The 20,919-nt window shown below is 72.2% G+C and carries 25 protein-coding genes and 1 pseudogene; 7 read left to right on the top strand and 19 right to left on the bottom strand.

Features of this window, described 5'->3' with window-relative positions:
• Positions 1-436 precede the first annotated feature (436 nt).
• Entirely contained in the window at positions 437-1,168 is a 732-nt protein-coding gene (locus tag AB5L52_RS32315) for a VIT1/CCC1 transporter family protein (RefSeq protein ID WP_351017854.1), read from the bottom strand.
• 288 nt (positions 1,169-1,456) lie between these two features.
• Here AB5L52_RS32315 and AB5L52_RS32310 point away from each other — a divergent pair.
• The 5 genes and pseudogenes from AB5L52_RS32310 to AB5L52_RS32290 form a co-directional block, all read left to right on the top strand.
• Positions 1,457-2,362 (top strand): annotated as a pseudogene (locus tag AB5L52_RS32310) (ADP-ribosylglycohydrolase family protein); the annotation flags it as partial.
• 8 nt (positions 2,363-2,370) lie between these two features.
• Positions 2,371-3,480: an ADP-ribosylglycohydrolase family protein gene (locus AB5L52_RS32305; RefSeq protein ID WP_369367376.1), complete on the top strand. Its 1,110-nt coding sequence runs from the start codon at positions 2,371-2,373 to the stop codon at positions 3,478-3,480.
• The gene (locus AB5L52_RS32300) at positions 3,468-4,910 is read left to right on the top strand and encodes an ADP-ribosylglycohydrolase family protein (RefSeq protein ID WP_369367375.1); all 1,443 of its coding nucleotides are present in this window, start codon (positions 3,468-3,470) and stop codon (positions 4,908-4,910) included. The genes AB5L52_RS32305 and AB5L52_RS32300 overlap by 13 nt, the downstream gene beginning before the upstream one ends.
• The gene (gene rbsK / locus AB5L52_RS32295) at positions 4,907-5,800 is read left to right on the top strand and encodes a ribokinase (protein ID WP_351017863.1); all 894 of its coding nucleotides are present in this window, start codon (positions 4,907-4,909) and stop codon (positions 5,798-5,800) included. Before AB5L52_RS32300 ends, rbsK begins: the two co-directional genes overlap by 4 nt.
• A gap of 52 nt (positions 5,801-5,852) precedes the next feature.
• Complete coding sequence (locus AB5L52_RS32290) at positions 5,853-5,981, top strand: hypothetical protein (RefSeq protein ID WP_369367374.1); 129 nt, start codon at positions 5,853-5,855, stop codon at positions 5,979-5,981.
• Positions 5,982-6,069: 88 nt separating this feature from the next.
• On the opposite strand, the gene lgt is transcribed toward AB5L52_RS32290, so the two are convergent.
• The 11 genes from lgt to hisI form a co-directional block, all read right to left on the bottom strand.
• Positions 6,070-7,053: a prolipoprotein diacylglyceryl transferase gene (gene lgt / locus AB5L52_RS32285; RefSeq protein WP_369367373.1), complete on the bottom strand. Its 984-nt coding sequence runs from the start codon at positions 7,051-7,053 to the stop codon at positions 6,070-6,072.
• Between the two features lie 102 nt (positions 7,054-7,155).
• Positions 7,156-7,929, bottom strand: coding sequence for a DsbA family protein (locus AB5L52_RS32280; RefSeq protein ID WP_369367372.1), 774 nt, complete (start codon positions 7,927-7,929; stop codon positions 7,156-7,158).
• Between the two features lie 128 nt (positions 7,930-8,057).
• Positions 8,058-8,876 carry a tryptophan synthase subunit alpha gene (gene trpA / locus AB5L52_RS32275; protein WP_351017875.1) on the bottom strand — a complete coding sequence of 273 codons (819 nt, stop codon included), beginning with the start codon at positions 8,874-8,876 and terminating at the stop codon, positions 8,058-8,060.
• The gene (gene trpB, locus AB5L52_RS32270; RefSeq protein ID WP_351017878.1) at positions 8,873-10,156 is read right to left on the bottom strand and encodes a tryptophan synthase subunit beta; all 1,284 of its coding nucleotides are present in this window, start codon (positions 10,154-10,156) and stop codon (positions 8,873-8,875) included. The genes trpA and trpB overlap by 4 nt, the downstream gene beginning before the upstream one ends.
• A gap of 77 nt (positions 10,157-10,233) precedes the next feature.
• Entirely contained in the window at positions 10,234-10,458 is a 225-nt protein-coding gene (gene trpM / locus AB5L52_RS32265; protein WP_369367371.1) for a tryptophan biosynthesis modulator TrpM, read from the bottom strand.
• Between the two features lie 21 nt (positions 10,459-10,479).
• Positions 10,480-11,289 (bottom strand): indole-3-glycerol phosphate synthase TrpC, encoded by an 810-nt coding sequence (gene trpC, locus AB5L52_RS32260; protein ID WP_351017879.1) that lies wholly within the window; start codon positions 11,287-11,289, stop codon positions 10,480-10,482.
• A gap of 135 nt (positions 11,290-11,424) precedes the next feature.
• Positions 11,425-11,817 (bottom strand): DUF2752 domain-containing protein, encoded by a 393-nt coding sequence (locus AB5L52_RS32255; protein WP_351018428.1) that lies wholly within the window; start codon positions 11,815-11,817, stop codon positions 11,425-11,427.
• Between the two features lie 212 nt (positions 11,818-12,029).
• The gene (locus tag AB5L52_RS32250; RefSeq protein ID WP_369367370.1) at positions 12,030-12,290 is read right to left on the bottom strand and encodes an HGxxPAAW family protein; all 261 of its coding nucleotides are present in this window, start codon (positions 12,288-12,290) and stop codon (positions 12,030-12,032) included.
• Positions 12,291-12,490: 200 nt separating this feature from the next.
• Entirely contained in the window at positions 12,491-13,129 is a 639-nt protein-coding gene (locus AB5L52_RS32245) for a TIGR02234 family membrane protein (RefSeq protein ID WP_351017884.1), read from the bottom strand.
• A 70-nt stretch (positions 13,130-13,199) separates the two neighbouring features.
• On the bottom strand, positions 13,200-14,678 hold the full coding sequence (locus tag AB5L52_RS32240; protein ID WP_369367369.1) for an anthranilate synthase component I: 1,479 nt from the start codon (positions 14,676-14,678) through the stop codon (positions 13,200-13,202).
• Between the two features lie 11 nt (positions 14,679-14,689).
• Positions 14,690-15,103 (bottom strand): phosphoribosyl-AMP cyclohydrolase, encoded by a 414-nt coding sequence (hisI, locus tag AB5L52_RS32235; protein ID WP_351017889.1) that lies wholly within the window; start codon positions 15,101-15,103, stop codon positions 14,690-14,692.
• Between the two features lie 83 nt (positions 15,104-15,186).
• On the opposite strand from hisI, the gene AB5L52_RS32230 reads away from it, so the two are divergent.
• Both AB5L52_RS32230 and AB5L52_RS32225 read left to right on the top strand, forming a co-directional pair.
• Positions 15,187-15,822 (top strand): TIGR03085 family metal-binding protein, encoded by a 636-nt coding sequence (locus AB5L52_RS32230; protein WP_351017892.1) that lies wholly within the window; start codon positions 15,187-15,189, stop codon positions 15,820-15,822.
• A 34-nt stretch (positions 15,823-15,856) separates the two neighbouring features.
• Positions 15,857-16,255 carry a VOC family protein gene (locus tag AB5L52_RS32225; RefSeq protein WP_351567883.1) on the top strand — a complete coding sequence of 133 codons (399 nt, stop codon included), beginning with the start codon at positions 15,857-15,859 and terminating at the stop codon, positions 16,253-16,255.
• A 21-nt stretch (positions 16,256-16,276) separates the two neighbouring features.
• Here the strand turns inward: AB5L52_RS32225 and AB5L52_RS32220 are convergent, their stop codons facing one another.
• The 7 genes from AB5L52_RS32220 to AB5L52_RS32190 form a co-directional block, all read right to left on the bottom strand.
• Positions 16,277-17,515, bottom strand: coding sequence for an MFS transporter (locus AB5L52_RS32220; RefSeq protein WP_351017898.1), 1,239 nt, complete (start codon positions 17,513-17,515; stop codon positions 16,277-16,279).
• A gap of 11 nt (positions 17,516-17,526) precedes the next feature.
• The gene (locus AB5L52_RS32215; RefSeq protein ID WP_369367368.1) at positions 17,527-18,117 is read right to left on the bottom strand and encodes an ArsR/SmtB family transcription factor; all 591 of its coding nucleotides are present in this window, start codon (positions 18,115-18,117) and stop codon (positions 17,527-17,529) included.
• A 112-nt stretch (positions 18,118-18,229) separates the two neighbouring features.
• Positions 18,230-18,985 carry an imidazole glycerol phosphate synthase subunit HisF gene (hisF, locus tag AB5L52_RS32210; protein WP_351017904.1) on the bottom strand — a complete coding sequence of 252 codons (756 nt, stop codon included), beginning with the start codon at positions 18,983-18,985 and terminating at the stop codon, positions 18,230-18,232.
• Positions 18,986-18,991: 6 nt separating this feature from the next.
• Positions 18,992-19,387, bottom strand: coding sequence for a RidA family protein (locus tag AB5L52_RS32205; RefSeq protein WP_351017907.1), 396 nt, complete (start codon positions 19,385-19,387; stop codon positions 18,992-18,994).
• Positions 19,384-20,109: a bifunctional 1-(5-phosphoribosyl)-5-((5-phosphoribosylamino)methylideneamino)imidazole-4-carboxamide isomerase/phosphoribosylanthranilate isomerase PriA gene (gene priA / locus AB5L52_RS32200; protein WP_351017910.1), complete on the bottom strand. Its 726-nt coding sequence runs from the start codon at positions 20,107-20,109 to the stop codon at positions 19,384-19,386. Before priA ends, AB5L52_RS32205 begins: the two co-directional genes overlap by 4 nt.
• Positions 20,110-20,112: 3 nt before the next feature.
• Entirely contained in the window at positions 20,113-20,763 is a 651-nt protein-coding gene (gene hisH / locus AB5L52_RS32195; RefSeq protein ID WP_351017913.1) for an imidazole glycerol phosphate synthase subunit HisH, read from the bottom strand.
• The gene (locus tag AB5L52_RS32190) at positions 20,754-20,918 is read right to left on the bottom strand and encodes a hypothetical protein (RefSeq protein WP_369367367.1); all 165 of its coding nucleotides are present in this window, start codon (positions 20,916-20,918) and stop codon (positions 20,754-20,756) included. Before AB5L52_RS32190 ends, hisH begins: the two co-directional genes overlap by 10 nt.
• Position 20,919: the final 1 nt, after the last annotated feature.

Genomic DNA, 20,919 nt, shown 5'->3' with positions numbered 1-20,919 from the left:
CAGGTTACATGATGGAGCGGTTCTCGGGAAGCGGATACTCCGTTCCAACATGCGGACGCCACAGGGTCCGTGGCCAAGGTGCCGCACGGTGGCGGCGGGGTGCCGCACAGGGCGGCGACTGCCGCACGAGACGGCAGTGGTGCCGCGCGTGTCGGCTGTGATGCCACACGGTGGCGGCGGTCGTGCCGCACGATGACGGCGGGGTGCCGCGCGTGGCGGCGAACGCGTGAAAGGGACCGTTGCGGACAAGATCGATCGGATCGGCGTCCGGCGGCCCAGAGGACGAGGGGAGCGTCTTCACTCACCCCGCGGGGGTGCGGCAGGCGTCATTGCATGCGGCGCTTACGGCTCATGCCCGGTGGTCACGCGGTCGAAACCAGCGAGTAACGGGCGATGGCGGGTACTTATGCGGCCCAACGCATAGGTACCGGCGGCGCTATCCTACGACCGTTCCGAACAGGCTGCCCAGGGCGTACGTCACACCGGCCGCGGCACCGCCCAGCACAAGCTGCCTGAGGCCGCTGTACCACCAGCTGCGCGCGGTCACCTTGGCCACGACCGCACCACAGCCGAAGAGCCCGGCGAGGGCGAGCAGCACGGCAGGCCAGAGCACCGTCGCGCCGAGCAGATACGGCAGCACGGGCAGCAGGGCGCCGAGGGCGAAGGAGCCGAACGACGACACGGCGGCGACCAGCGGCGACGGGAGGTCGCCCGGGTCGATCCCCAGTTCCTCCCGGGCGTGTATCTCCAGCGCCTGCTCGGGATCCTTGGACAGCTGTCGCGCCACCTCACGGGCCAGGTCGGGCTCCACCCCGCGGGCGACGTACAGCGCGGCGAGCTCGTCCTCCTCGTCCTGCGGGTGCTTGCGCAGCTCACGGCGCTCGACATCCAGCTCGGCCTCGACCAGCTCCCGCTGGGAGGCGACGGAGGTGTACTCACCGGCCGCCATGGAGAAGGCACCGGCGGCGAGCCCCGCGAGGCCGGTGATCACAATGGTCTGCTGACTCACGGCCCCGCCGGCCACACCGGTCATCAGGGCGAGGTTGGAGACGAGGCCGTCCATGGCACCGAAGACGGCGGGGCGCAGCCAGCCGCCGTTGACGTCGCGGTGCGTGTGGTTGTCCCGATGCGCCTCGTGCAGCGCGGCCCGGGTTTCTATGACGGCCATGCGGACCCCTGGATAGCTTAGCCAAAGCTAACTTTGGACGAGTTCTACTTTTCGACAACACAGAACCTACGCCCATTCGGCCCAGCTCGCCAGCAAGGAAAGGCTGGGCTAACCTGCAGCTTTACCAACTTTGCTCATCTAGGAGTGATTTCGCTCAGATGCCAAGCGGGTGATGCGACCCCGGAGGAGCTCGCGCGGCGGGAGACCGTGGCACACATCCGCAAAGCGCCCCGCTGAAGGAGGCCGCCCACCGCTGCAGTACGGACGACACTGAGTACGCGATCTTCTGACGCCGAGTGGGCGGCTTTCGCCGCGGAGGGGGTGCTGCGGGCCGGTGACGACGACGTCCTCGGCGACCTCAGCCGGGAGCGCCGCACCCGTGCCGCCATCGACCTCACCTGGACCGCCGTGGCCGCGGAGGTTGCCGCGGCGGCGGACCGCGCGCCCGAGACCGGGTCCGCCGTTTTCCCCCTGCGCGCCCGTCTCTCCGTCCGCGCCGGCCTCGGCAACCTCGCCACCGGCCTGCGCCCGCCCGCCACCGGCCACGACAACCCGCACTCCTTCGACGACGCCGCCTGCATCCGCGCCTGCGTCCTCGCCGTCGCCCACCCCGGCGACCCCGAACGCGCCGCCGCGCTCGCCGAGTTCGCCGAGTTCGATGCCCGCTACACCCAGGACGGCGACGGTGTGCACGGCGCCCGCGCCATGGCCGCGGCGCCGGCCCTCGCCCTCGCCGACGCCGGCCCGGACACCTGCGTGACCGCCGCGCTCGCCGAACTCCCGGCCGACACGGAGATCGGCCGCAACGCCCGCCACGCGCTCGCCCTCGCCGAGGACGGCGAGTCCGCCTTCGCCCTCGTCCCGCTCCTGGAGCACCGGATCGTCGACCATGTCCACAGCTACGGCACCGCCGCCGCCGAGACCGTCCCGGTCGCCCTGGCCGTACCCGCCGCCGACGGTCGTATCGCCGAGGCCGTACCCGCCGCCGACTGCCTGTCCCGGGTGGCCGACTCCGCCCCCGCCCTCGCGGGCGCCCTCACCGGAGCCCTGGGCGGCGGCGCGGCTGTCCCGCAGACCTGGCGGGACGCCTGCCGCACTCTGTCGGGCTGCGCCCTTCTCCGCCTCGCCGGCACCGACCTGGTGGAACTCGCCGGGCTCCTGGAAGCCGCACAACCGGCCCGCCCAGGAGGATGATTCGGGGCATGACGCCCACAGAGCCTGAATGCCCCGCAGGCCCCGAAGAGGAACAAAGCGCCGGGACAGCCCCTTGTGGACTCGCCGAACGGATCATCGGCGCCCTGGTCGGAGCCGCCGTCGGCGACGCCCTCGGCGGTCCCGTCGAGGGGTACGGCCCCGAGCGGATCGCCGAGCGCCACGGCGGCCGCGTCCACGGCGTCGTCGGCCCCCGGCACGGTGACGCCCGGCGCACCGCGCGCCCCATCGCCCCGTACCGGAAGGGCGACGGCCACGTCACCGACGACACCTTGACGACCCACGCGCTGGTACCGGTCCATGCCCGCGTCCGCGACCACCTCGACGCGTATGCGGTCGACGGCCACCTGGTCCCGGACCTGATGACCAACCCCCGGGAGGCGGGCGTCGGCAACATCATCAACTGTGGCGCGGCGATGTACATGACCCCCGTCGGCCTGGTCGACGCGGCCAACCCGGCCGCCGCCTACGCCGAGGCGCCGGACATCGCCGGTGCGCACCAGTCGTCGTACGGCCGTGAGGCGGCCGGTGTCCCTGCCTCGGCTGTTGCCGCCGCGACGGCACCGGGGGCGACCCCGGATTCGGTCGTCACCGTCTGCCCGACACTGGCGAAGGACGGTACGCGCGAGGCGATCGAGAACGTCTGCGAAGTGGCCCGTGTTCACCGGGACTTCGAGTCGGCGCTCCGACCCCTGCGCGCGGCGGTGGCCCCGTACGACACCGTCGGCCCCGACCACCGCGCGCCCGCGCCGGCCGCGCGCCGCTCCTCCCGGCTGCGCGCGGTCGAGGAACTGCCCATCGCGCTCGGCCTGTTGCCGGTCTCCGGCGGCGGCAACCGGCATGCCGTCCTCGGCGCGGTCAACTACGGCCGCGACTGCGCCTCGATCGCCACGATGGCCGGTGCCCTCGCGGGCGCCCTGGGCTCGCCCGTCCCGCGGGACCGGGCGAAGACGGTGGCCGGGGCGAGCCGTCTCGACCTGTGGGCGACGGCCCGGACACTCAACGAGGTCACGCGGGAGATCTTCGGGCGCTTTGTGCGCCGGCGCCGGGCGCACGAGCGGGCCTTCGCGGCACACGGAGGCTGCGCATGCTCCGACTGACCTGGGTCCAGCCGGAGGACCTGCTGGGCCACGAACTCCGCCAGGCCCGCCTGGACGGCCGGTCGCCGTCGGCGATCGAGGCGCGCTGGCGAGCGGCGGGCGGCCCGGACGCGCCGGCCCGTGCGGGAGCGTCCCCGCACCGGGCATCCCGCTATCTGCGTCTCCTCGCGGAGGACCTGCTCGACGAACTGGCCGACCTGCCCAGCGCGCTGTCCGAGGACGAGCCGACGGGCCTGGAGCGGATCAAGTCCCTGTGCACGGACTGGCCCGGCCCGGGTGGCCGCGGGCACTCGTGCCGCCGGGGCGGCGCCCGTCCCGCCGAAACCGGCACCCCGCAAGCGCGGGCGAGCGACCAGACCCCCGCGCCGGCCCCCACCCCGGCCGCCCTCGAAGCCGCCTGGCTGGGCCGGGCCATCGGCTGTCTCCTCGGCAAGCCCGTCGAAAACCTCCCCCTCGACGCCATCCGCGCCCTCGCCCGAGCCGCCGGCAACTGGCCCCTCACCACCTACTTCACGGCCGTCGGCGTCCCGGCGGACCTCCTCGCCGCGCACCCCTGGAACCGTCGTTCCGCCTCCACCTCCCTCGCCGAGAACATCGACGGCATGCCCGAGGACGACGACCTGAACTACCCCCTCCTGAACCTCCTGCTCCTGCGTCGGCACGGAAGGACCTTCAGCACCGCCGACGTGGCCCGGCTCTGGCTGGACGAACTCCCGCCCGGCCGTACCTTCACCGCCGAACGCGTCGCCTGCCGCAACCTCCTCAGCGGCATCGAACCCCCGCACACCGCCCGCCATCGCAACCCCTTCCGCGAGTGGACCGGCGCGCTGATCCGCGCCGACGTGCACGGTTGGACCAACCCGGGCGACCCGGCCGCCGCAGCCGAGCAGGCGTACCGCGACGCGGTCCTCACCCACACCGCCAACGGCGTCTACGCGGCGATGTTCACGGCCGCCGTCATCGCCACCGCCGCCACCGGCGACCACGACGTCCACGCCTGCCTGCGGACCGGCCGCCGGGTGATCCCGCCCCGCTCCCGGCTGGCGCGGGCGATCGACCACGCGGTCCGGCTGGCCGAGTCCCACGAGGACTTCGACGAGGTCGTGGACCGACTCCACGCCACCTACTCCCCCGCCCACCACTGGATCCACGTCCTGCCCAACACCGCCCTGCTCACCGCCGCCCTCACCCACGCGCACGGCGACTTCGCCGGCTCCGTCTGCCGTGCGGTGTCGGGCGGCCTGGACACCGACTCGGTCGGCGCCACGGCCGGCAGCATCGCCGGACTGCTCGCGGGCGACCCCGCCGCCCTCCCCGAGAGCTGGCGCGCCCCACTGAAGAACCGGCTCGCCACCACCGTCGCCGACTTCGACGGCACCGGCTTCGACACCCTCGCCCACCTCACCCATCTGGAGGCGACCCGCTCATGACCCACATCGTCGTCCTCGGCAGCACGAACATGGACCTCGTCACCTATGTCACCAAGGCCCCGCAACGCGGCGAGACCGTGACGGGACGGGAGTTCCACACGATCCCCGGCGGCAAGGGGTCCAACCAGGCGATCGCCGCGGCCCGCGCCGGCGCCACGGTCTCGATGATCGGCGCGGTCGGCAACGACGCCTTCGGCCTGCGGCTCCGCGACACCCTCGAACACTCCGGCGTGGACACGGACTTCCTGCGTACGGTCGAGGGCCCGTCCGGCACCGCGCACATCGTGGTGGACGACGAGGGTGCCAACTCCATCGTCGTCATCCCCGGCGCGAACGGCACCGTCGACCATCTCTCCCCCGGCGACGAGGGCGTCATCGCCTCCGCCGACGCCCTGCTGCTGCAGCTGGAGATCCCGCTGGCCGCGGTCGTCGCGGGCGCGGAGGCGGCGCGCCGGCACGGCGTCCGCACGGTGCTCACCCCCGCGCCCGCCCAGCCGCTGCCGCCCGAACTCCTCGCCGCGACCGACCTGTTGGTGCCCAACGAGTACGAGGCGGTCACCCTCACCGGCCGCACCGACCCGCGCGAGGCCGCCGCCGCCCTGCTGGACCTGGTGCCGGAGGTCGTCGTCACCCTGGGCGCGACGGGCAGCCTCTATCTGGCCCGGGGCACCGAGCCGCTCGTGATCCCGGCGCCGAAGGTGACCGCCGTCGACTCCACCGGCGCCGGGGACACTTTCGTCGGCGCGCTCGCTGTCGCCCTCGCCGAGGAGAAACCGGTGCGGGAGGCCCTGTCCTGGGCGGCGGCCGCCGCGGCGATCTCCGTCCAGCGGGCCGGGGCGTCGGCGTCGATGCCGTACCGCCCGGAGATCGACGCCCAGTGCACGGCATGAGGAACCGCGTATGAGGAACCCCGCATGAGAAACCGCGTATGAAGTACGACGCATGAGTACGACGACGACACCGCCCTCCGCCGGTCTGCGGGTGCAGTCGGTCCACCCCGACGGCCGCTTCATCGACGCGGCGATGGTGACGCCGGCCCAGCGGGCTCCCTCCTCGGCCCGCAGCGCCTGAATCTCCTGGTCCACCGCGACCGGGCACCCGGACACGCCGAGGGCGCCCGGAAGAGCTCCGGGCGCCCTCGGCGTCGTCGAGCAAACGGTCAGCTCTTCTTCGTCGCCGACTCGGTCTCGTCCTTCACCTCAGCCTCAGCAGCCACATCCGCCTCGGCCTTGATCTCAGCCTTGATCTCAGCCTTGGCCTCGGATTTGTCCTCGGACTTGTCCACCGCCTCGGCCGCAGCCTCCGTGTCGTCGGCCGAACCGTCGGAGACGCCCGGCTCGACCACGGCTTCCCGTCCCGGCCGCAGCCGCGACGACACCACGATGTACGTCACCGCCAGCAGGAACACGATGATCGCGGTCCAGTCGTTCAGGCGGAGGCCCAGGATGTGGTGCGCGTCGTCCACGCGCATGTACTCGATCCAGCCGCGGCCCACGCAGTACGCCGCGACGTACAGGGCGAACGCCCGGCCATGGCCCAGCTTGAAGCGGCGGTCGGCCCAGATGACCAACAGAGCCACGCCGACGCACCACAGGGACTCGTAGAGGAAGGTCGGGTGGTAGTAGCCCGGCACCCGGCCGCCCTCGGAGGAGGTGATGTGCAGCGCCCAGGGGACATGCGTCTCCCGGCCGTACAGCTCCTGGTTGAACCAGTTGCCCCAGCGGCCGATGGCCTGCGCGAAGGCGATGCCGGGCGCGACGGCGTCGGCGTACGCGGGCATCGGGATGCCCCGGCGCCGCGCACCGATCCATGCGCCGAGCGCACCCAGCGCGATCGCGCCCCAGATGCCCAGGCCGCCCTCCCACACCTTGAAGGCGTCCACCCAGTCACGGCCCGGGCTGAAGTACAGCTCGTAGTCCGTGATCACGTGGTACAGCCGGCCGCCGACCAGGCCGAACGGCACAGCCCAGACCGCGATGTCGGCGACCGTGCCGGTCCGCCCGCCACGAGCGATCCAGCGCTTGTTGCCGAGCCAGACGGCGACGAAGACGCCGATGATGATGCAGAAGGCGTAGCCGCGCAGCGGGATGGGGCCGAGATACAGCACCCCGCGCGACGGGCTGGGAATGTAGGAAAGTTCCATGGCAAGTCCGACGCTACCGTGCCGGGCCGTGGGGACCGCAAGCAGCCCGGCTACGGCTCCATAACGGGGGCGTGAGAAATCGGGCGGGTCGGGGGAGATCCCTTACCCCCGGTTGGCCTCCTCCACCATCTTCTTGAGCTTGGCCGGAGTCATGGTCTGGTCCTGGTAGATGTTCTTCCCGCCGAGCAGGACCGTGGGCGTGCCGGTGAAACCGCCGCCCTGGAAGGCCTTCTGGGACTTGTTCACCCAGCTGTCGTGGGTGCCGCCGTTGACGCACTTCTGGAAGGCGGGGGTGTTCAGACCGCTGACCTTGCCTGCCAGGTCGATCAGCTTGGCGTTGTCCGCGAACGCGTCGTTGGTTTCCTTGGGCTGGTTCGAGTACAGCGCGTCGTGGTAGTCGCGGAACTTTCCGGTGTCCTGGGCGCAGGCCACGGCGTTGGCCGCGCGCAGCGAGCCGGTGCCGCCGAGATTGCCGTCGATCAGGCGGACCAGGTGGTATTCGATTCTGAGCTTGCCGGAGTCGGCCAGTTGGTGGAGCGTCGGGCGGTAGGCGACCTCGAAGGCCATGCAGGCCGGGCAGCGCATGTCCTCCCAGACGGTGAGCGTCGACTTGGCGCCGTCCTTGCCGACCGGGATGGCGAGGCTGTCCTTGCCCTGCGCGCCCGAGGGCGCCACGACCGGGCCCGCCTTCTCGCTGCCCTTTTTACCGGCGTTGGCGGCCAGCACGCCGATCACCGCCGCGAGGCCCAGGACGCAGACGATGCTTGCGCCCACGACCAGAGTGCGCCGTCGCTTGTCCGAGGCCTTCTGCTTCTCGCGCTCGACCGCCAGCCGCTCCCGGGCGGTGCGCTTTCCGTCACGGTTCTTCTCGCTCACACCCCCAGAACGAACCGGGGAGGCGCAGCGCGCCTCCCCGGCCTGAGGTCCACCCGTTCGGGTGACCGAATATTCCGTTACGGACAGATACGAATGACGAACGGAAACGGGCGAACGGCTACGGACAGTTACGAACGTCCGCGCACACCCTTCGCCAGCTCCCCGGCCAGCTCGCGGACCCCCGCGATACCCGACGCGGGGTCGGGGGCGTCGAGCATCCGCTTGACGAAGGCCGAGCCGACGATGACGCCGTCGGCGAAGCCGGCGACCTCGGCGGCCTGAGCGCTGTTGGAGACGCCGAGTCCGACGCAGACGGGCAGCCCGGTGCCGGTGGCGCGGGTGCGCTCGACCAGGTTCTGGGCCTGCGCGCCGACGGATTCACGGGTGCCGGTGACGCCCATCAGCGAGGCGGCGTAGACGAAGCCACTGCCCGCCGCGGTGATCCGGGCGAGCCGCTCGTCCTTGCTGCTCGGCGCCACGACGAAGACCGTCGCGAGGCCGTGCTTCTCGGCGTGCTCCCGCCACAGCGCCGACTCCTGGACGGGCAGGTCGGGCAGGATGCAGCCCGCGCCGCCCGCCTCCGCCAGCTCGGCGGTGAACCGCTCGACGCCGTAGCGGTCGATGGGGTTCCAGTACGTCATGACGAGCACCGGCTTGCCGGTCGCCTCGTACGCCTCGCGGACCGTCCGCATCACGTCGGCGATCTTGACCCCGCCGCGCAGCGCGATGTCGTCGGCGGTCTGGATGACCGGGCCGTCGAGGACGGGGTCGCTGTGCGGCAGCCCGACCTCGACGACGTCCGCCCCGCCGTCGAAGACGGCCTTGATCGCCTCGATGCCGCCGTCCACGGTCGGGAACCCGGCCGGGAGGTAGGCGATGAGCGCGGACCGGCCCTCGGACTTGGCGGCGGCGAGGGTGTCGCTCAGCAGCCGAATGTTCCCGCTCACTTGGCGTCCCCCTCGATCTCGGCGGTGTCGGTGGCATCGGCGGCGACCTCGGCGTCGGTGTCGTAGAGGCCGAAGTAGCGGGCGGCGGTGTCCATGTCCTTGTCACCGCGGCCGGAGAGGTTGACGACGATCAGGCCGTCCTTGCCCAGCTCCCTGCCGACCTCCAGGGCGCCGGCCAGGGCGTGGGCGCTCTCGATCGCCGGGATGATGCCCTCGGTACGGGACAGCAGGCGCAGGGCCTGCATGGCGGCGTCGTCGGTGATCGCGCGGTACTCACCGCGGCCCGAATCCTTGAGGTACGAGTGCTCGGGGCCGATGCCCGGGTAGTCCAGGCCCGCCGAGATCGAGTACGGCTCGGTGATCTGGCCTTCCTCGTCCTGCAGCACATAGGACCGGGAGCCGTGCAGGATGCCGGGCTCGCCGGCGGTGAGGGTGGCCGCGTGCTCGCCGGTCTCGATGCCGTGACCTGCCGGTTCGCAGCCGATGAGGCGGACGCCCGCGTCGGGGATGAAGGCGTGGAAGAGGCCGATGGCGTTGGAGCCGCCGCCGACACAGGCGATCGCGGCGTCGGGAAGGCGGCCGGCGCGCTCCAGGAGCTGGCGGCGGGCCTCGACGCCGATCACGCGGTGGAAGTCGCGGACCATCGCCGGGAAGGGGTGCGGGCCGGCGACCGTGCCGAAGAGGTAGTGGGTGTGGTCGACGTTCGCCACCCAGTCGCGGAACGCCTCGTTGATGGCGTCCTTCAGGGTGCGGCTGCCGGACTTCACGGAGACGACCTCGGCGCCGAGCATGCGCATGCGGGCCACGTTCAGGGCCTGGCGCTTGGTGTCGACCTCGCCCATATAGATGGTGCATTCGAGGCCGAACAGCGCGCAGGCGGTGGCGGTCGCGACGCCGTGCTGGCCGGCGCCGGTCTCGGCGATGACCCGGGTCTTGCCCATCCGCTTGGTGAGCAGGGCCTGGCCGAGCACGTTGTTGATCTTGTGGGAGCCGGTGTGGTTGAGGTCCTCGCGCTTGAGGAAGATCCGGGCGCCACCCGCTTCCGCGGCGAAGCGGGGAACCTCCGTCAGGGAGCTGGGGCGGCCGGTGTAGTTGACAAGGAGGTCGTCGAGTTCCCGGGCGAACTCGGGGTCGTGCTTGGCCTTGTCGTACTCGACGGCGACCTCGTCGACGGCGGCCACGAGGGCCTCCGGGATGAACTTGCCGCCGAACACGCCGAAGTAGCCTTCGGCGGTGGGGACTTGACCCTGTGGGTCAGGGAAGAAGAAGTTGCTGGGCATGCCGAAACCTCACGGTGAGTGCGTGAAAAGACACTATTCGCCGTGGGGGCGGGGATGTGACCGATGACTGCGGGCCGTCAGTGGTTTCTCGCGCCCGCGCGGCGGTAGCCGCACATCAAACAGAGCCCCGCGCCCCTGACGGGGCGCTGCCATCGACGTCCGTTCACCTGCCCGGGCTCGTCTCCGATGACGTACCGGACGCGCCGGCCGTGGACGCGCCTCGCCGGGGCTCGGCAGCCCCGGGGGCGGCAGCCGCGCGCCAGACGGGCGTAGCGGTCCACGGTCGTCACGGTGAGAGTCATCGGGGGCAGCCTATCGGGTGATCAGCTCCGGCCGTGCCGGAGCGCGGGGTGCTCGCCCGCGGCGACCAGGTCGGCGACGGCGGTCTTCGGGTCGCGGCCGGTGACCAGGGACTCGCCGACCAGGACCGCGTCGGCGCCCGCGTTGGCGTAGGCGATCAGGTCGTGCGGGCCGCGGACACCGGATTCGGCGACCTTGACGATGTGGTCCGGGATCTCCGGGGCGATCCGCTCGAACGTGCCGCGGTCGACCTCCAGCGTCTTCAGGTTGCGCGCGTTGACGCCGATGATCTTGGCGCCCGCGTCCACCGCCCGCTCGACCTCGTCCTCGTCGTGGACCTCGACGAGCGGGGTCAGACCGATCGACACCGCCCGCTCGATCAGCGACTCCAGGGCCGGCTGGTCCAGGGCGGCCACGATCAGCAGCGCGAGGTCGGCGCCGTAGGCCCGGGCCTCCCACAGCTGGTACGACGTGACGATGAAGTCCTTGCGGAGCACCGGGATGTCCACGCGGGCGCGGACGGCCTCCAGGTCGGCCAGCGAGCCGCCGAAGCGGCGCTGTTCGGTGAGCACGGAGATGACGGCCGCGCCGCCCGCTTCATAGTCCGCGGCCAGCCCGGCCGGGTCGGCGATCGCGGCCAGCGCGCCCTTGGAGGGGCTGGAGCGCTTGACCTCGCAGATCACCTTGACGCCGTCGCCCTTGAGCGCGGCCACCCCGTCCTTGGCGGCGGGAGCCTTGGCCGCGCGCTCCTTGAGCTCGTCGAGGCTGACGCGTGCCTGCCGCTCCGCGAGGTCGGCACGGACTCCGTCGATGATCTCGTCGAGCACACTCACGCGAGCGGCCCCCTTTCAGACGGGTGGTTCCTTCAGGTTTTGAAAACCCGTGGTCATTGCGATGGTATCCGGAGGAACGCGGAGGTCTCGCATCCGGTGGACGCCGGTCCCACTACCTGGACGTTCCCCGAACGATCAAGGATGCAACCAGCCTCCCGACGGCAGGTTCCGGACAGCCGTGAACAACAACAGCAGCACCCCGAGCCCCCACAGATGCACCGGCCCCAGCTCCAGCCGCAGCGGCCGGCCGCGCGCCGCGCGGACCGCCCAGGCGGTCCACAGCACCGCGAAGCCCAGGTAGCCGGCGACCCCCAGCGCGTTGTCGTGCAAAGCGGTGAGGAGATCGCCGTGGACGAAGGCGTGGGCGCTGCGCAGTCCGCCGCAGCCGGGGCAGTACAGGCCGGTGAGCCGGTACAGCGGGCAGGCGGGGTAGTGGCCGGGCTCGTTCGGGTCGACCGCGCCGACGTACGCGAAGGTCCCGGCGACGGCGGCGAGGAGCCCTGCCGGGACGGCGAGCCGCTGCCACACGGGGGCGGGAGAGACGGCGGACCCCGGAACCGTGTACGGGGCCGGACGACTGTCGGCTTTCACCCCAGCATTGTCTCCTCCACGGCGGCATCACGCGCGCGGGTCGGCCGGCTGGGGGCGGGACACCATGGCTGCGTCGGACGGAACGCCTGAGGGGCGGCCCGCACCCGTGCCGGGTGTCGGACCGCCCCTCAGGGAAGCGATCGATGCGCTCAGGCCTCCGCGCCGACCGGCTCGGGGGTCGCGGCCGGCGCCCCGGCCACCACGAGGGGCTTCGGGTCCGCGCCGAGCCCCATGGCCTTCATGATGCCGCCGACCACCACGCCGCCGAGGATGAGCACCATGCCGGCCCAGAAGCCAACGGGGTTGGCCATCACCATGAAGGCGCCCGCGACGCAGAAACCGATGAAGGAAATGATGACACCGGTCCAGGCGGCCGGGGTGTGACCGTGGCCGTGGCTGCTGCCCGCCATGTCTGTGCTCCTCGTTGCTGTGTACGTGTCCAGTAGGCGTCGTACGTGTCGTACGGCTGCGAGCCCGCCCGTCACTGTCCGAGCCGGACGCTCACCGCCCATTGTCCCGTACGCGTGCGCCCACCGGACGCGGGGGTGGCGTCTGGTTCGCCACACCCGTCTCGCCTTGACCCACGGTCGACCGCGGCTCGGCCGGAGGCTCAGGCTCCGGTCGGGTCCTCGCCCCGGTCCAGGGCCTTCCACATCTCCTCGGGCCGCTCCGGGTCGACCGGCCGGGCCTTGCGGCGCGGACGGTCGGCGCCCCGCTCGTAGCGCCCGGACATGGCGGGCCACAGGGCGCCGTAGCGCAGCGCCAGCAGACCGGCCAGCAGGATCAGCGCCCCGCCGACGGCCGCGACATAGGGCCAGCCGGTGTGGCTGAGCGCGGCGACGGTGGCGGAGGTGTCGCCGCTCGCCTGGGCGGCCTTGTCGTCCAGCGCGGAGTTGTCGGAGGCGGCCACCAGGGCGGCGGCCACGATGCCGGCGCCGGAGAGCGCGAGCAGCCCGGCGACGACGATCCGGCCGGCCCTGCGGACGGCGAAGACGGCGACGAGCGCGGCGAGGCCCACTATGGCGAGGGCCGCGGGAACGCCCGTGACGTCGCTGCCCTTGACGGTGAGCGGGAAGGCGCCGCCGGCCACCGTCGCGGTGCCCTCCGCCCAGCGCTGCCGGGTCGCGAGCAGCGCCACGGCCGCGCCGAGCGCGCCGCACAGGAGGGCCACGGCGAGGCTGCGGCGGCCGGACCGGGCGGGCGCGGCGGCTTCGGTACGGGGGTGAGGAACGGCAGTCACGTACTCCACTATGGCTCGAACCCCGGGCGAACCGTCACCCGGGGTTCGTATGAGAAGCGCCCCACTCGCCGGAAGCGCCCTACTTGCCCAGCCGGTTGGCGGTGTGCACCGCGCGGAGGACGGCCGCTGCCTTGTTGCGGCACTCCTGGTCCTCCGCGACCGGGTTCGAGTCGGCGACGATGCCCGCTCCGGCCTGGACGTAGGCCGTGCCGTCGCGCAGCAGGGCCGTACGGATGGCGATCGCGGTGTCGGAGTCGCCCGCGAAGTCCAGATAGCCGACGCAGCCGCCGTACAGGCCGCGCCGGGACGGCTCCAGTTCGTCGATGATCTGCATCGCACGGGGCTTGGGGGCGCCGGAGAGGGTGCCCGCCGGGAAGCAGGCGGTGAGCACGTCGAAGGCCGTGCGGCCCTCGGCCACCTGGCCGGTGACGGTCGAGACGATGTGCATGACGTGCGAGTAGCGCTCGACGGACATGAAGTCGACCACCTCGACCGAGCCGGGCTCGCAGACCCGGCCGAGGTCGTTGCGGCCGAGGTCGACGAGCATGAGGTGCTCGGCGCGCTCCTTGGGGTCGGCGAGCAGTTCCTCGGCGAGATCCTGGTCCTCCCGCGGGGTGGTGCCGCGGGGCCGGGTGCCGGCGATGGGGTGGACCATCGCGCGTCCGTCCTCGACCTTCACCAGGGCCTCGGGGGACGAGCCGACGACGTCGAAACCGTCGAAGCGGAAGAGATACATGTACGGCGAGGGGTTGGTGGCCCGCAGGACCCGGTAGACGTCCAGGGCGCTCGCCGTGCACGGGGTCTCGAAGCGCTGGGAGGGCACGACCTGGAAGGCCTCGCCCGCGCGGATGCGCTCCTTGATGTCGTCGACGGCCACCTGGAAGTCGGGGCCGCCCCAGAGCGCGGTGTACTCGGGGAGTTCCGAGGGCGGGAGGACGGCGGGCGGCTGGGGCACCGCGCGCGTGAGGTCGGCCTCCATGGCGTCGAGGCGGGCCACGGCGTCGGCGTAGGCCTCGTCCACGCCGGTGTCGAGGTCGTTGTGGTTGATCGCGTTGGCGATCAGCAGGACCGAGCCCTCCCAGTGGTCCATGACGGCGAGGTCGCTGCTGAGGAGCATGGTCAGCTCGGGGAGCTTCAGGTCGTCGCGCTCGCCGGGGCCGATCTTCTCCAGGCGGCGGACGATGTCGTAGCCGAGGTAGCCGACCATGCCGCCGGTGAAGGGCGGCAGGTCCTCCTGGTGCGGGGTGTGCAGGGTCTGGAGGGTGGCGCGCAGGGCCTTGAGGGGGTCGCCGTCGACGGGGACGCCGACCGGCGGGGTGCCGAGCCAGTGGGCCTGCCCGTCGCGTTCCGTCAGTGTCCCGGCGGAGCGGACGCCGACGAAGGAGTAGCGGGACCAGGAGCGGCCGTTCTCCGCGGACTCCAGCAGGAAGGTGCCGGGGCGCTCGGCGGCCAGTTTGCGGTAGAGCGCGACCGGGGTGTCGCCGTCGGCGAGGAGCTTGCGGGTGACCGGGATGACGCGCCGGTCGGCGGCGAGCTTGCGGAAGGTCTCGAGGTCCATGGCGGCCGACCTTACTGATCCGCGCTCTGGGCGGCGGAACCGGCGTCCTTGAGGAGCACGTCGAGGAGCACGTCCTCGTCGAAGCATGTGCGCGCCCCGGTGTGGCAGGCCGCGCCCACCTGGTCGACCTTGACGAGCACGGTGTCCGCGTCGCAGTCGAGGGCGACGGACTTCACCCACTGGAAGTGGCCGGAGGTGTCGCCCTTGACCCAGTACTCCCGGCGGCTGCGCGACCAGTAGGTGCAGCGGCCGGTGGTCAGCGTGCGGTGCAGCGCCTCGTCGTCCATCCAGCCGAGCATGAGCACCTCACCGGTGTCGTACTGCTGGGCGATGGCGGGGAGGAGGCCGTCGGCGCTGCGCTTGAGGCGGGCGGCGATCTCCGGGTCGAGGCTGCTGGCCCGGGGCGTCCCGGTCGTACTGGTCATGAGTGCCATTGTGCCGCGCGGGTACGACAGTGCCGGTGCCGTGTCCACTGCGCGGACCGGGCGGCGGGTCGTAGGCTGACTCCATGTCGACCTTCGCCCAGCGTGAACGGCTGCTGCTCGCCGACCTCTTGGAAACCGTCGGTCCGGATGCCGAGACCCTCTGCGAGGGCTGGCGGACCCGGGACCTGGCCGCGCATGTGATCGTGCGCGAGCGCCGTCCGGACGCGGCCGGCGGCACGCTGATCAAGCAGCTCGTGCCGCGCCTGGAGAAGGTGATGGCCGAGTACACCGCGAAGCCGTACGAGGAGCTGATCCAGCTGATCCGTACCGGCCCGCCGCGCTTCTCGCCGTTCCAGCTCAAGCAGGTCGACGAGGCGGCCAACGTCGTCGAGTTCTACGTCCACACCGAGGACGTCCGCCGGGCCCAGCCGGACTGGAGCCCGCGCGAGCTGGACCCGGTCTTCCAGGACGCCCTGTGGTCCCGGCTGGAGCGCACCGCGCGGCTGGTGGCCCGGGGGGTGCCGACGGGTCTGGTGCTGCGCCGTCCGGACGGGCAGACGGCGGTGGCGCACCGGGGCGCACCGGTGGTGACGGTGACCGGCGAGCCGTCGGAGCTGCTGATGTTCGCGTTCGGCCGACAGGACGCGGCCGCGGTGGAGGTGGACGGCGAGGCGGACGCGATCAGCAAGCTGCACGACTCCAAACAGCTGGGGATCTGATCCCAGCGGTCGAGCGTCCGAGAGGGGCCGTGCCGTGATCAAGGTCGCGATGACCGGTGTGTACGTGGACGACGTGGCGCGGGCGCACGCCTTCTACACGGATGTCCTCGGCTTCGAGACCCGTACCCACATGGATCTCGGCGGCGGCACGCTCTTCGTCACGGTCGGGGCTCCGCGGGGCGCCCAGCCCGATCTCCAGCTGCTGCTGGAGCCGGGCGAGGGCCCCATCGCCGAGCCGTACCGCCGGGCGCTGTACGAGTCGGGCATCCCCTGCATCGTCTTCTCGGTGGAGGATCTCGGGGCGGAGTACGCGCGGCTGACCGGCCGGGGTGTCAGGTTCACGCACGAGCCGCAGGAGCAGGGGCCGGTGCTGGCGGCGGTGTTCGACGACACCTGCGGCAATCTGGTGCAGTTGGTTCAGCCGAAGGGGTGAGGCCGCGGGTGCGGGGCGCGGTCAGCCGGGAAGTTCCGCACGGCGCAGTGCCGGTACGGCGAGGGCGACGACCCCGCCGAGGCCGCAGACGGCGGCGCTGACGACGTAGACCGGCGCGAGCCCCCAGGCCCCGATGGCGGCGGCCGCGAACGGCATGCTCAGCGGGGTGAGGCCGAGGCTGATCAGGCTGGAGACGGCGGTGACCCGGCCGAGGTAGGCGGGGCCGGTCAGGGTCTGCAGCAGCGCGCCGCACATCGCCCCGCTGAGCCCGGTGAGCAGGCCGACGAGCACGGCCGTGCCGACGGCGGCGACGAGCGTGGGGGCGTAGGCGAGGGCACCGACGGCCACCGAGCCCACGATGATCGTCCACCCGGCGACGAGTCCGGCGCGGGCCAGCCGCCCCCGGACGGCCAGCAGCAGCGAGGCGGCTCCCGCTCCCACACCGAACCCGGCGAGCACCCAGCCCATGCCGGAGGCGCCCCAGCCGCGCCGGTCGGACAGCAGGGTCAGACCGACGTTGAGCGGACCGACGAAGCCGAGGTCACCTAGGGCGATGGCCAGCATCAGCGGGGCGAGGACGCGATGGCGGCGGATGTGGCGCAGGCCGGCGCGGAGGTCGCTCCACGCGGTGCCCGCCGCCGCCCCGGGCTCCTTCGGCAGGTCCCGGACCCGTACGGAGAGCAGCAGCGGCACGGAGACGGCGATGAGCAGCCCCGCGAGGGCGAACGCGGCACACGCTCCGCCCGTCGCCACCCCGAGCCCGCCGAGCGGGGCGCCCGCGACGGCGGCGAAGCGGATGGCGAGACCCCGCATGCCCTGGACCCGGCCGAGCTGGTCCTTCCCGGTGAGACGGGCCGGCAGAGCGCCCACGGCGGGCACGAAGACGGCGTCGACCGCGCCGAAGACCAACGCCAGCAGGGCGAGCGGCACCAGCCCGGGGCTGGTGAGGAACAGCAGGGCGGCCACCGCGAGAACGGCCGCGCAGCGTACGGCGTCGCTGCCGATGACGACCCGGCGCGGCCCGAACCGGTCGGCGACGACTCCCCCGCCCAGCATCAGCACGGCCCGGGGCAGCGCACTCGCCGACATCACGAGCCCGACCTGCGCCGGGGTCCCGGACCGGACGGCAGCCCAGGACAGGGCGATGTAGTAGACGTTGTCGCCCAGCATCGAGGAGGTGTAGGCGGCGAGCCAGCGCCGGACGTCGGGGTCGCGGTGGGCGGGGACGGTGGCCGGCGGCGTGGTCAGCGTGGCGGTCACGGGGGGTCCTCTCAGGTCCGGAACGGGAAGCCGTACGTGTGCACCGCGACGTTCTCGCGGCCCTCGGTGTCGCCGGCGGTCTCGGCGGCCCGGCCCCGCTCGTCGTACCTGCGGACGAGAGCGAGCAACTCCTTGTTCAGCTGGGCCAGTTCACCCGCCGTCAGCCGCAGCACCGCCTCGGAGGACTCCGCGGCGTCGTTCCACTGCGCGCCCCAGTGGGCCCGCTCGTCGAGGAAGCGCCGGTACAGGTCGGCTCGCTGCTCGAAGAACAGCCTGCTGGCGGCGGTGTGCGCGGCCGCCTTCTCCGGGGCGTCCCGGAAGTCCTCGTCGCGGATGCTCACGCCGTCGGAGGCCGGCTGCCACCAGCGCTCCCGGCCGTCCCCGCTCTGCGGCTCCGCCTCCTCGATCAGCCCGTGCTCGGCCAGTTTGCGCAGGTGGTAGCTGACCAGTGAGACGGCCTCGTCCACCTGCTCGGCGAGCTGCGACGCGGTCGCGGTACGAGCGATGGTCAGGGCCCGGTACAGCTGCGCCCGCAGCGGATGCGCGAGGGCCTTCAGCGTGCCCACGTCCGTGATCCGGCGGTCCCTCTCCTTTTCCGACATGGCTCGACCCTAGATGCGAAAGGAAAATTGCACAACAGATTTTGCGCAACTTCTCTTTCGCATCTGGCGGTGAAGAGGCCCCGGCGGCAGCCCGCCGGGGCCGGTGTACGCGCTAGCGGACGGGGTGTCCCGCCTCCCGCAGCGTCTGCTTCACCTCGCCGATCCGCAGATCCCCGAAGTGGAACACCGACGCGGCCAGCACCGCGTCCGCGCCCGCCGCGACGGCCGGGGGGAAGTCGGCCAGCTTGCCGGCGCCGCCCGAGGCGATGACCGGGACGGTGACGTGCCCCCGGACGGCGGCGATCATCTCCAGGTCGTAGCCGTCCTTGGTGCCGTCGGCGTCCATGGAGTTCAGCAGGATCTCGCCGGCGCCCAGCTCGGCGGCCCGGTGCGCCCACTCCACCGCGTCGATGCCGGTGCCCTTGCGGCCGCCGTGCGTGGTGACCTCGAAGGAGCCCGACTCTGTGCGGCGGGCGTCGACCGACAGGACCAGCACCTGGCGGCCGAAGCGCTCGGCGATCTCACGGATCAGGTCGGGGCGGGCGATCGCGGCCGTGTTCACGCCCACCTTGTCCGCGCCCGCCCGCAGCAGCTTGTCCACGTCCTCGGCCGTACGGACGCCGCCGCCGACCGTCAGCGGGATGAACACCTGCTCCGCGGTGCGGCGCACCACGTCGTACGTCGTCTCCCGGTTGCCCGAGGACGCGGTGATGTCCAGGAACGTCAGCTCGTCGGCGCCCTCGGCGTCGTACACCTTCGCCATCTCGACGGGGTCGCCCGCGTCGCGCAGGTTCTGGAAGTTGACGCCCTTGACGACCCGGCCGTTGTCCACGTCCAGGCAGGGGATGACTCGGACCGCCAGGGTCATGACTGTTCAGGCTCCTCTGAATGCTTCAAGCTCTACTTCGACCAGGATGCGCGGATCGACGAAGCCCTCGACCACCAGCAGGGTCGTACAGGGGCGCACGGAGTCGAACAGCTCCTTGTGGGCCCGTCCTGCCTCGTCGACGTCGCGCACATGGCTCAGATACATACGCGTACGGATCACGGACTCGATGCCGAGCCCGAACTCCTTCAGCGCTTCCAGGGCGTTGCCGAAGGCGACCTTGGTCTGCTCGTACGGGTCGCCCTCGCCGTACAGCACCGTGCCCTTGAAGGACGTGGTGCCCCCGACGGACACCCGGTCCCCCGCCGCGACGGCCCGTGCGAAGCCGAAACTCTCTTCCCAGGGGCTTCCGCTCTGCACGCGCCGCACGGCTCCGGACGTCATGACGACACAGCCTCCAAGGCCTCTTCCAGGGTGAACGCCTTCGCGTACAGGGCCTTCCCGACGATGGATCCCTCGACACCGAGGGGTACCAGCTCGGCGATGGCGCGGAGGTCGTCCAGGGACGACACGCCGCCGGAGGCCACGACCGGGCGGTCCGTCGCCGCGCAGACGTCCCTCAGCAGCTGAAGGTTCGGGCCCTGCAGCGTGCCGTCCTTGGCGATGTCGGTGACGACGTAGCGGGCGCAGCCCTCCTTGTCGAGGCGCTCCAGCGTCTCGTAGAGGTCGCCGCCGTCGCGGGTCCAGCCGCGGCCGCGCAGGGTGGTGCCGCGCACGTCCAGGCCGACCGCGATCTTGTCGCCGTGCTCGGCGATGACCCTGGCGACCCACTCGGGGGTCTCCAGGGCGGCGGTGCCGAGGTTGACGCGGGTGCAGCCGGTGGCCAGGGCGGCCGCCAGCGAGGCGTCGTCGCGGATGCCGCCGGACAGCTCCACCTTGATGTCCATCGCCCTCGCCACCTCGGCGATCAGCTCGCGGTTGTCGCCGGTGCCGAAGGCCGCGTCCAGGTCGACCAGGTGCAGCCACTCGGCGCCGGACCGCTGCCAGGCGAGCGCGGCCTCCAGCGGGGAGCCGTAGGAGGTCTCGGTCCCGGACTCGCCGTGCACGAGGCGGACGGCCTGGCCGTCGCGGACGTCGACGGCGGGGAGGAGTTCGAGCTTGGCCATGGTCTACAGGGTTCCGATCCAGTTGGTGAGGAGCTGGGCGCCGGCGTCGCCGGACTTCTCGGGGTGGAACTGGGTGGCCCACAGGGCGCCGTTCTCCACGGCGGCCACGAACGGCTTGCCGTGCGTCGACCAGGTCACCTTGGGGGGCGCGATCACCGGGTTGTTGGTCTCCAGGTGCCAGTCGTGGACGGCGTAGGAGTGCACGAAGTAGAAGCGGGCGCCGGCGTCGAGGCCGGCGAACAGCTCCGAGTCGGCGGGGGCGTCGACGGTGTTCCAGCCCATGTGGGGCACGACCGCGGCCTGCAGCGGCTCGACGGTGCCGGGCCACTCGTCCAGGCCCTCGGCCTCCACGCCGTGCTCGATGCCGCGCGCGAACAGGATCTGCATGCCGACGCAGATACCCATCACGGGCCGTCCGCCGGACAGCCGGCGGTCGATCACCCAGTCACCGCGCGCGGCGCGCAGGCCCTGCATGCAGGCGGCGAACGCGCCGACGCCCGGCACCAGCAGTCCGTCGGCGTTCATGGCCTTGTCGAAGTCACGGGTGATCTCGACATCGGCGCCCACGCGCGCGAGGGCGCGTTCGGCGGAGCGGACGTTGCCGAAGCCGTAGTCGAAGACGACGACCTTCTTCGGGGAAGCGCTCAATTCCACACCCCCAGCCGCAGGACGCCCGCGACGAGGCACATGGCCGCGCCGATGGAGAGCAGCACGATGAGGCTCGTGGGCATCTTCTGCTTGACGAAGGAGATGATGCCGCCGACCAGGAAGAGGCCGACGACGATCAGGATCGTGGACAGACCGGTCATG

It is taken from the genome of Streptomyces sp. CG4 (assembly GCF_041080655.1).
In the GTDB taxonomy this organism is placed as follows: Bacteria; Actinomycetota; Actinomycetes; order Streptomycetales; family Streptomycetaceae; genus Streptomyces.
Note: the sequence above shows the minus strand (reverse complement) of the source record. Positions and strands in the feature narration are given on the sequence as shown.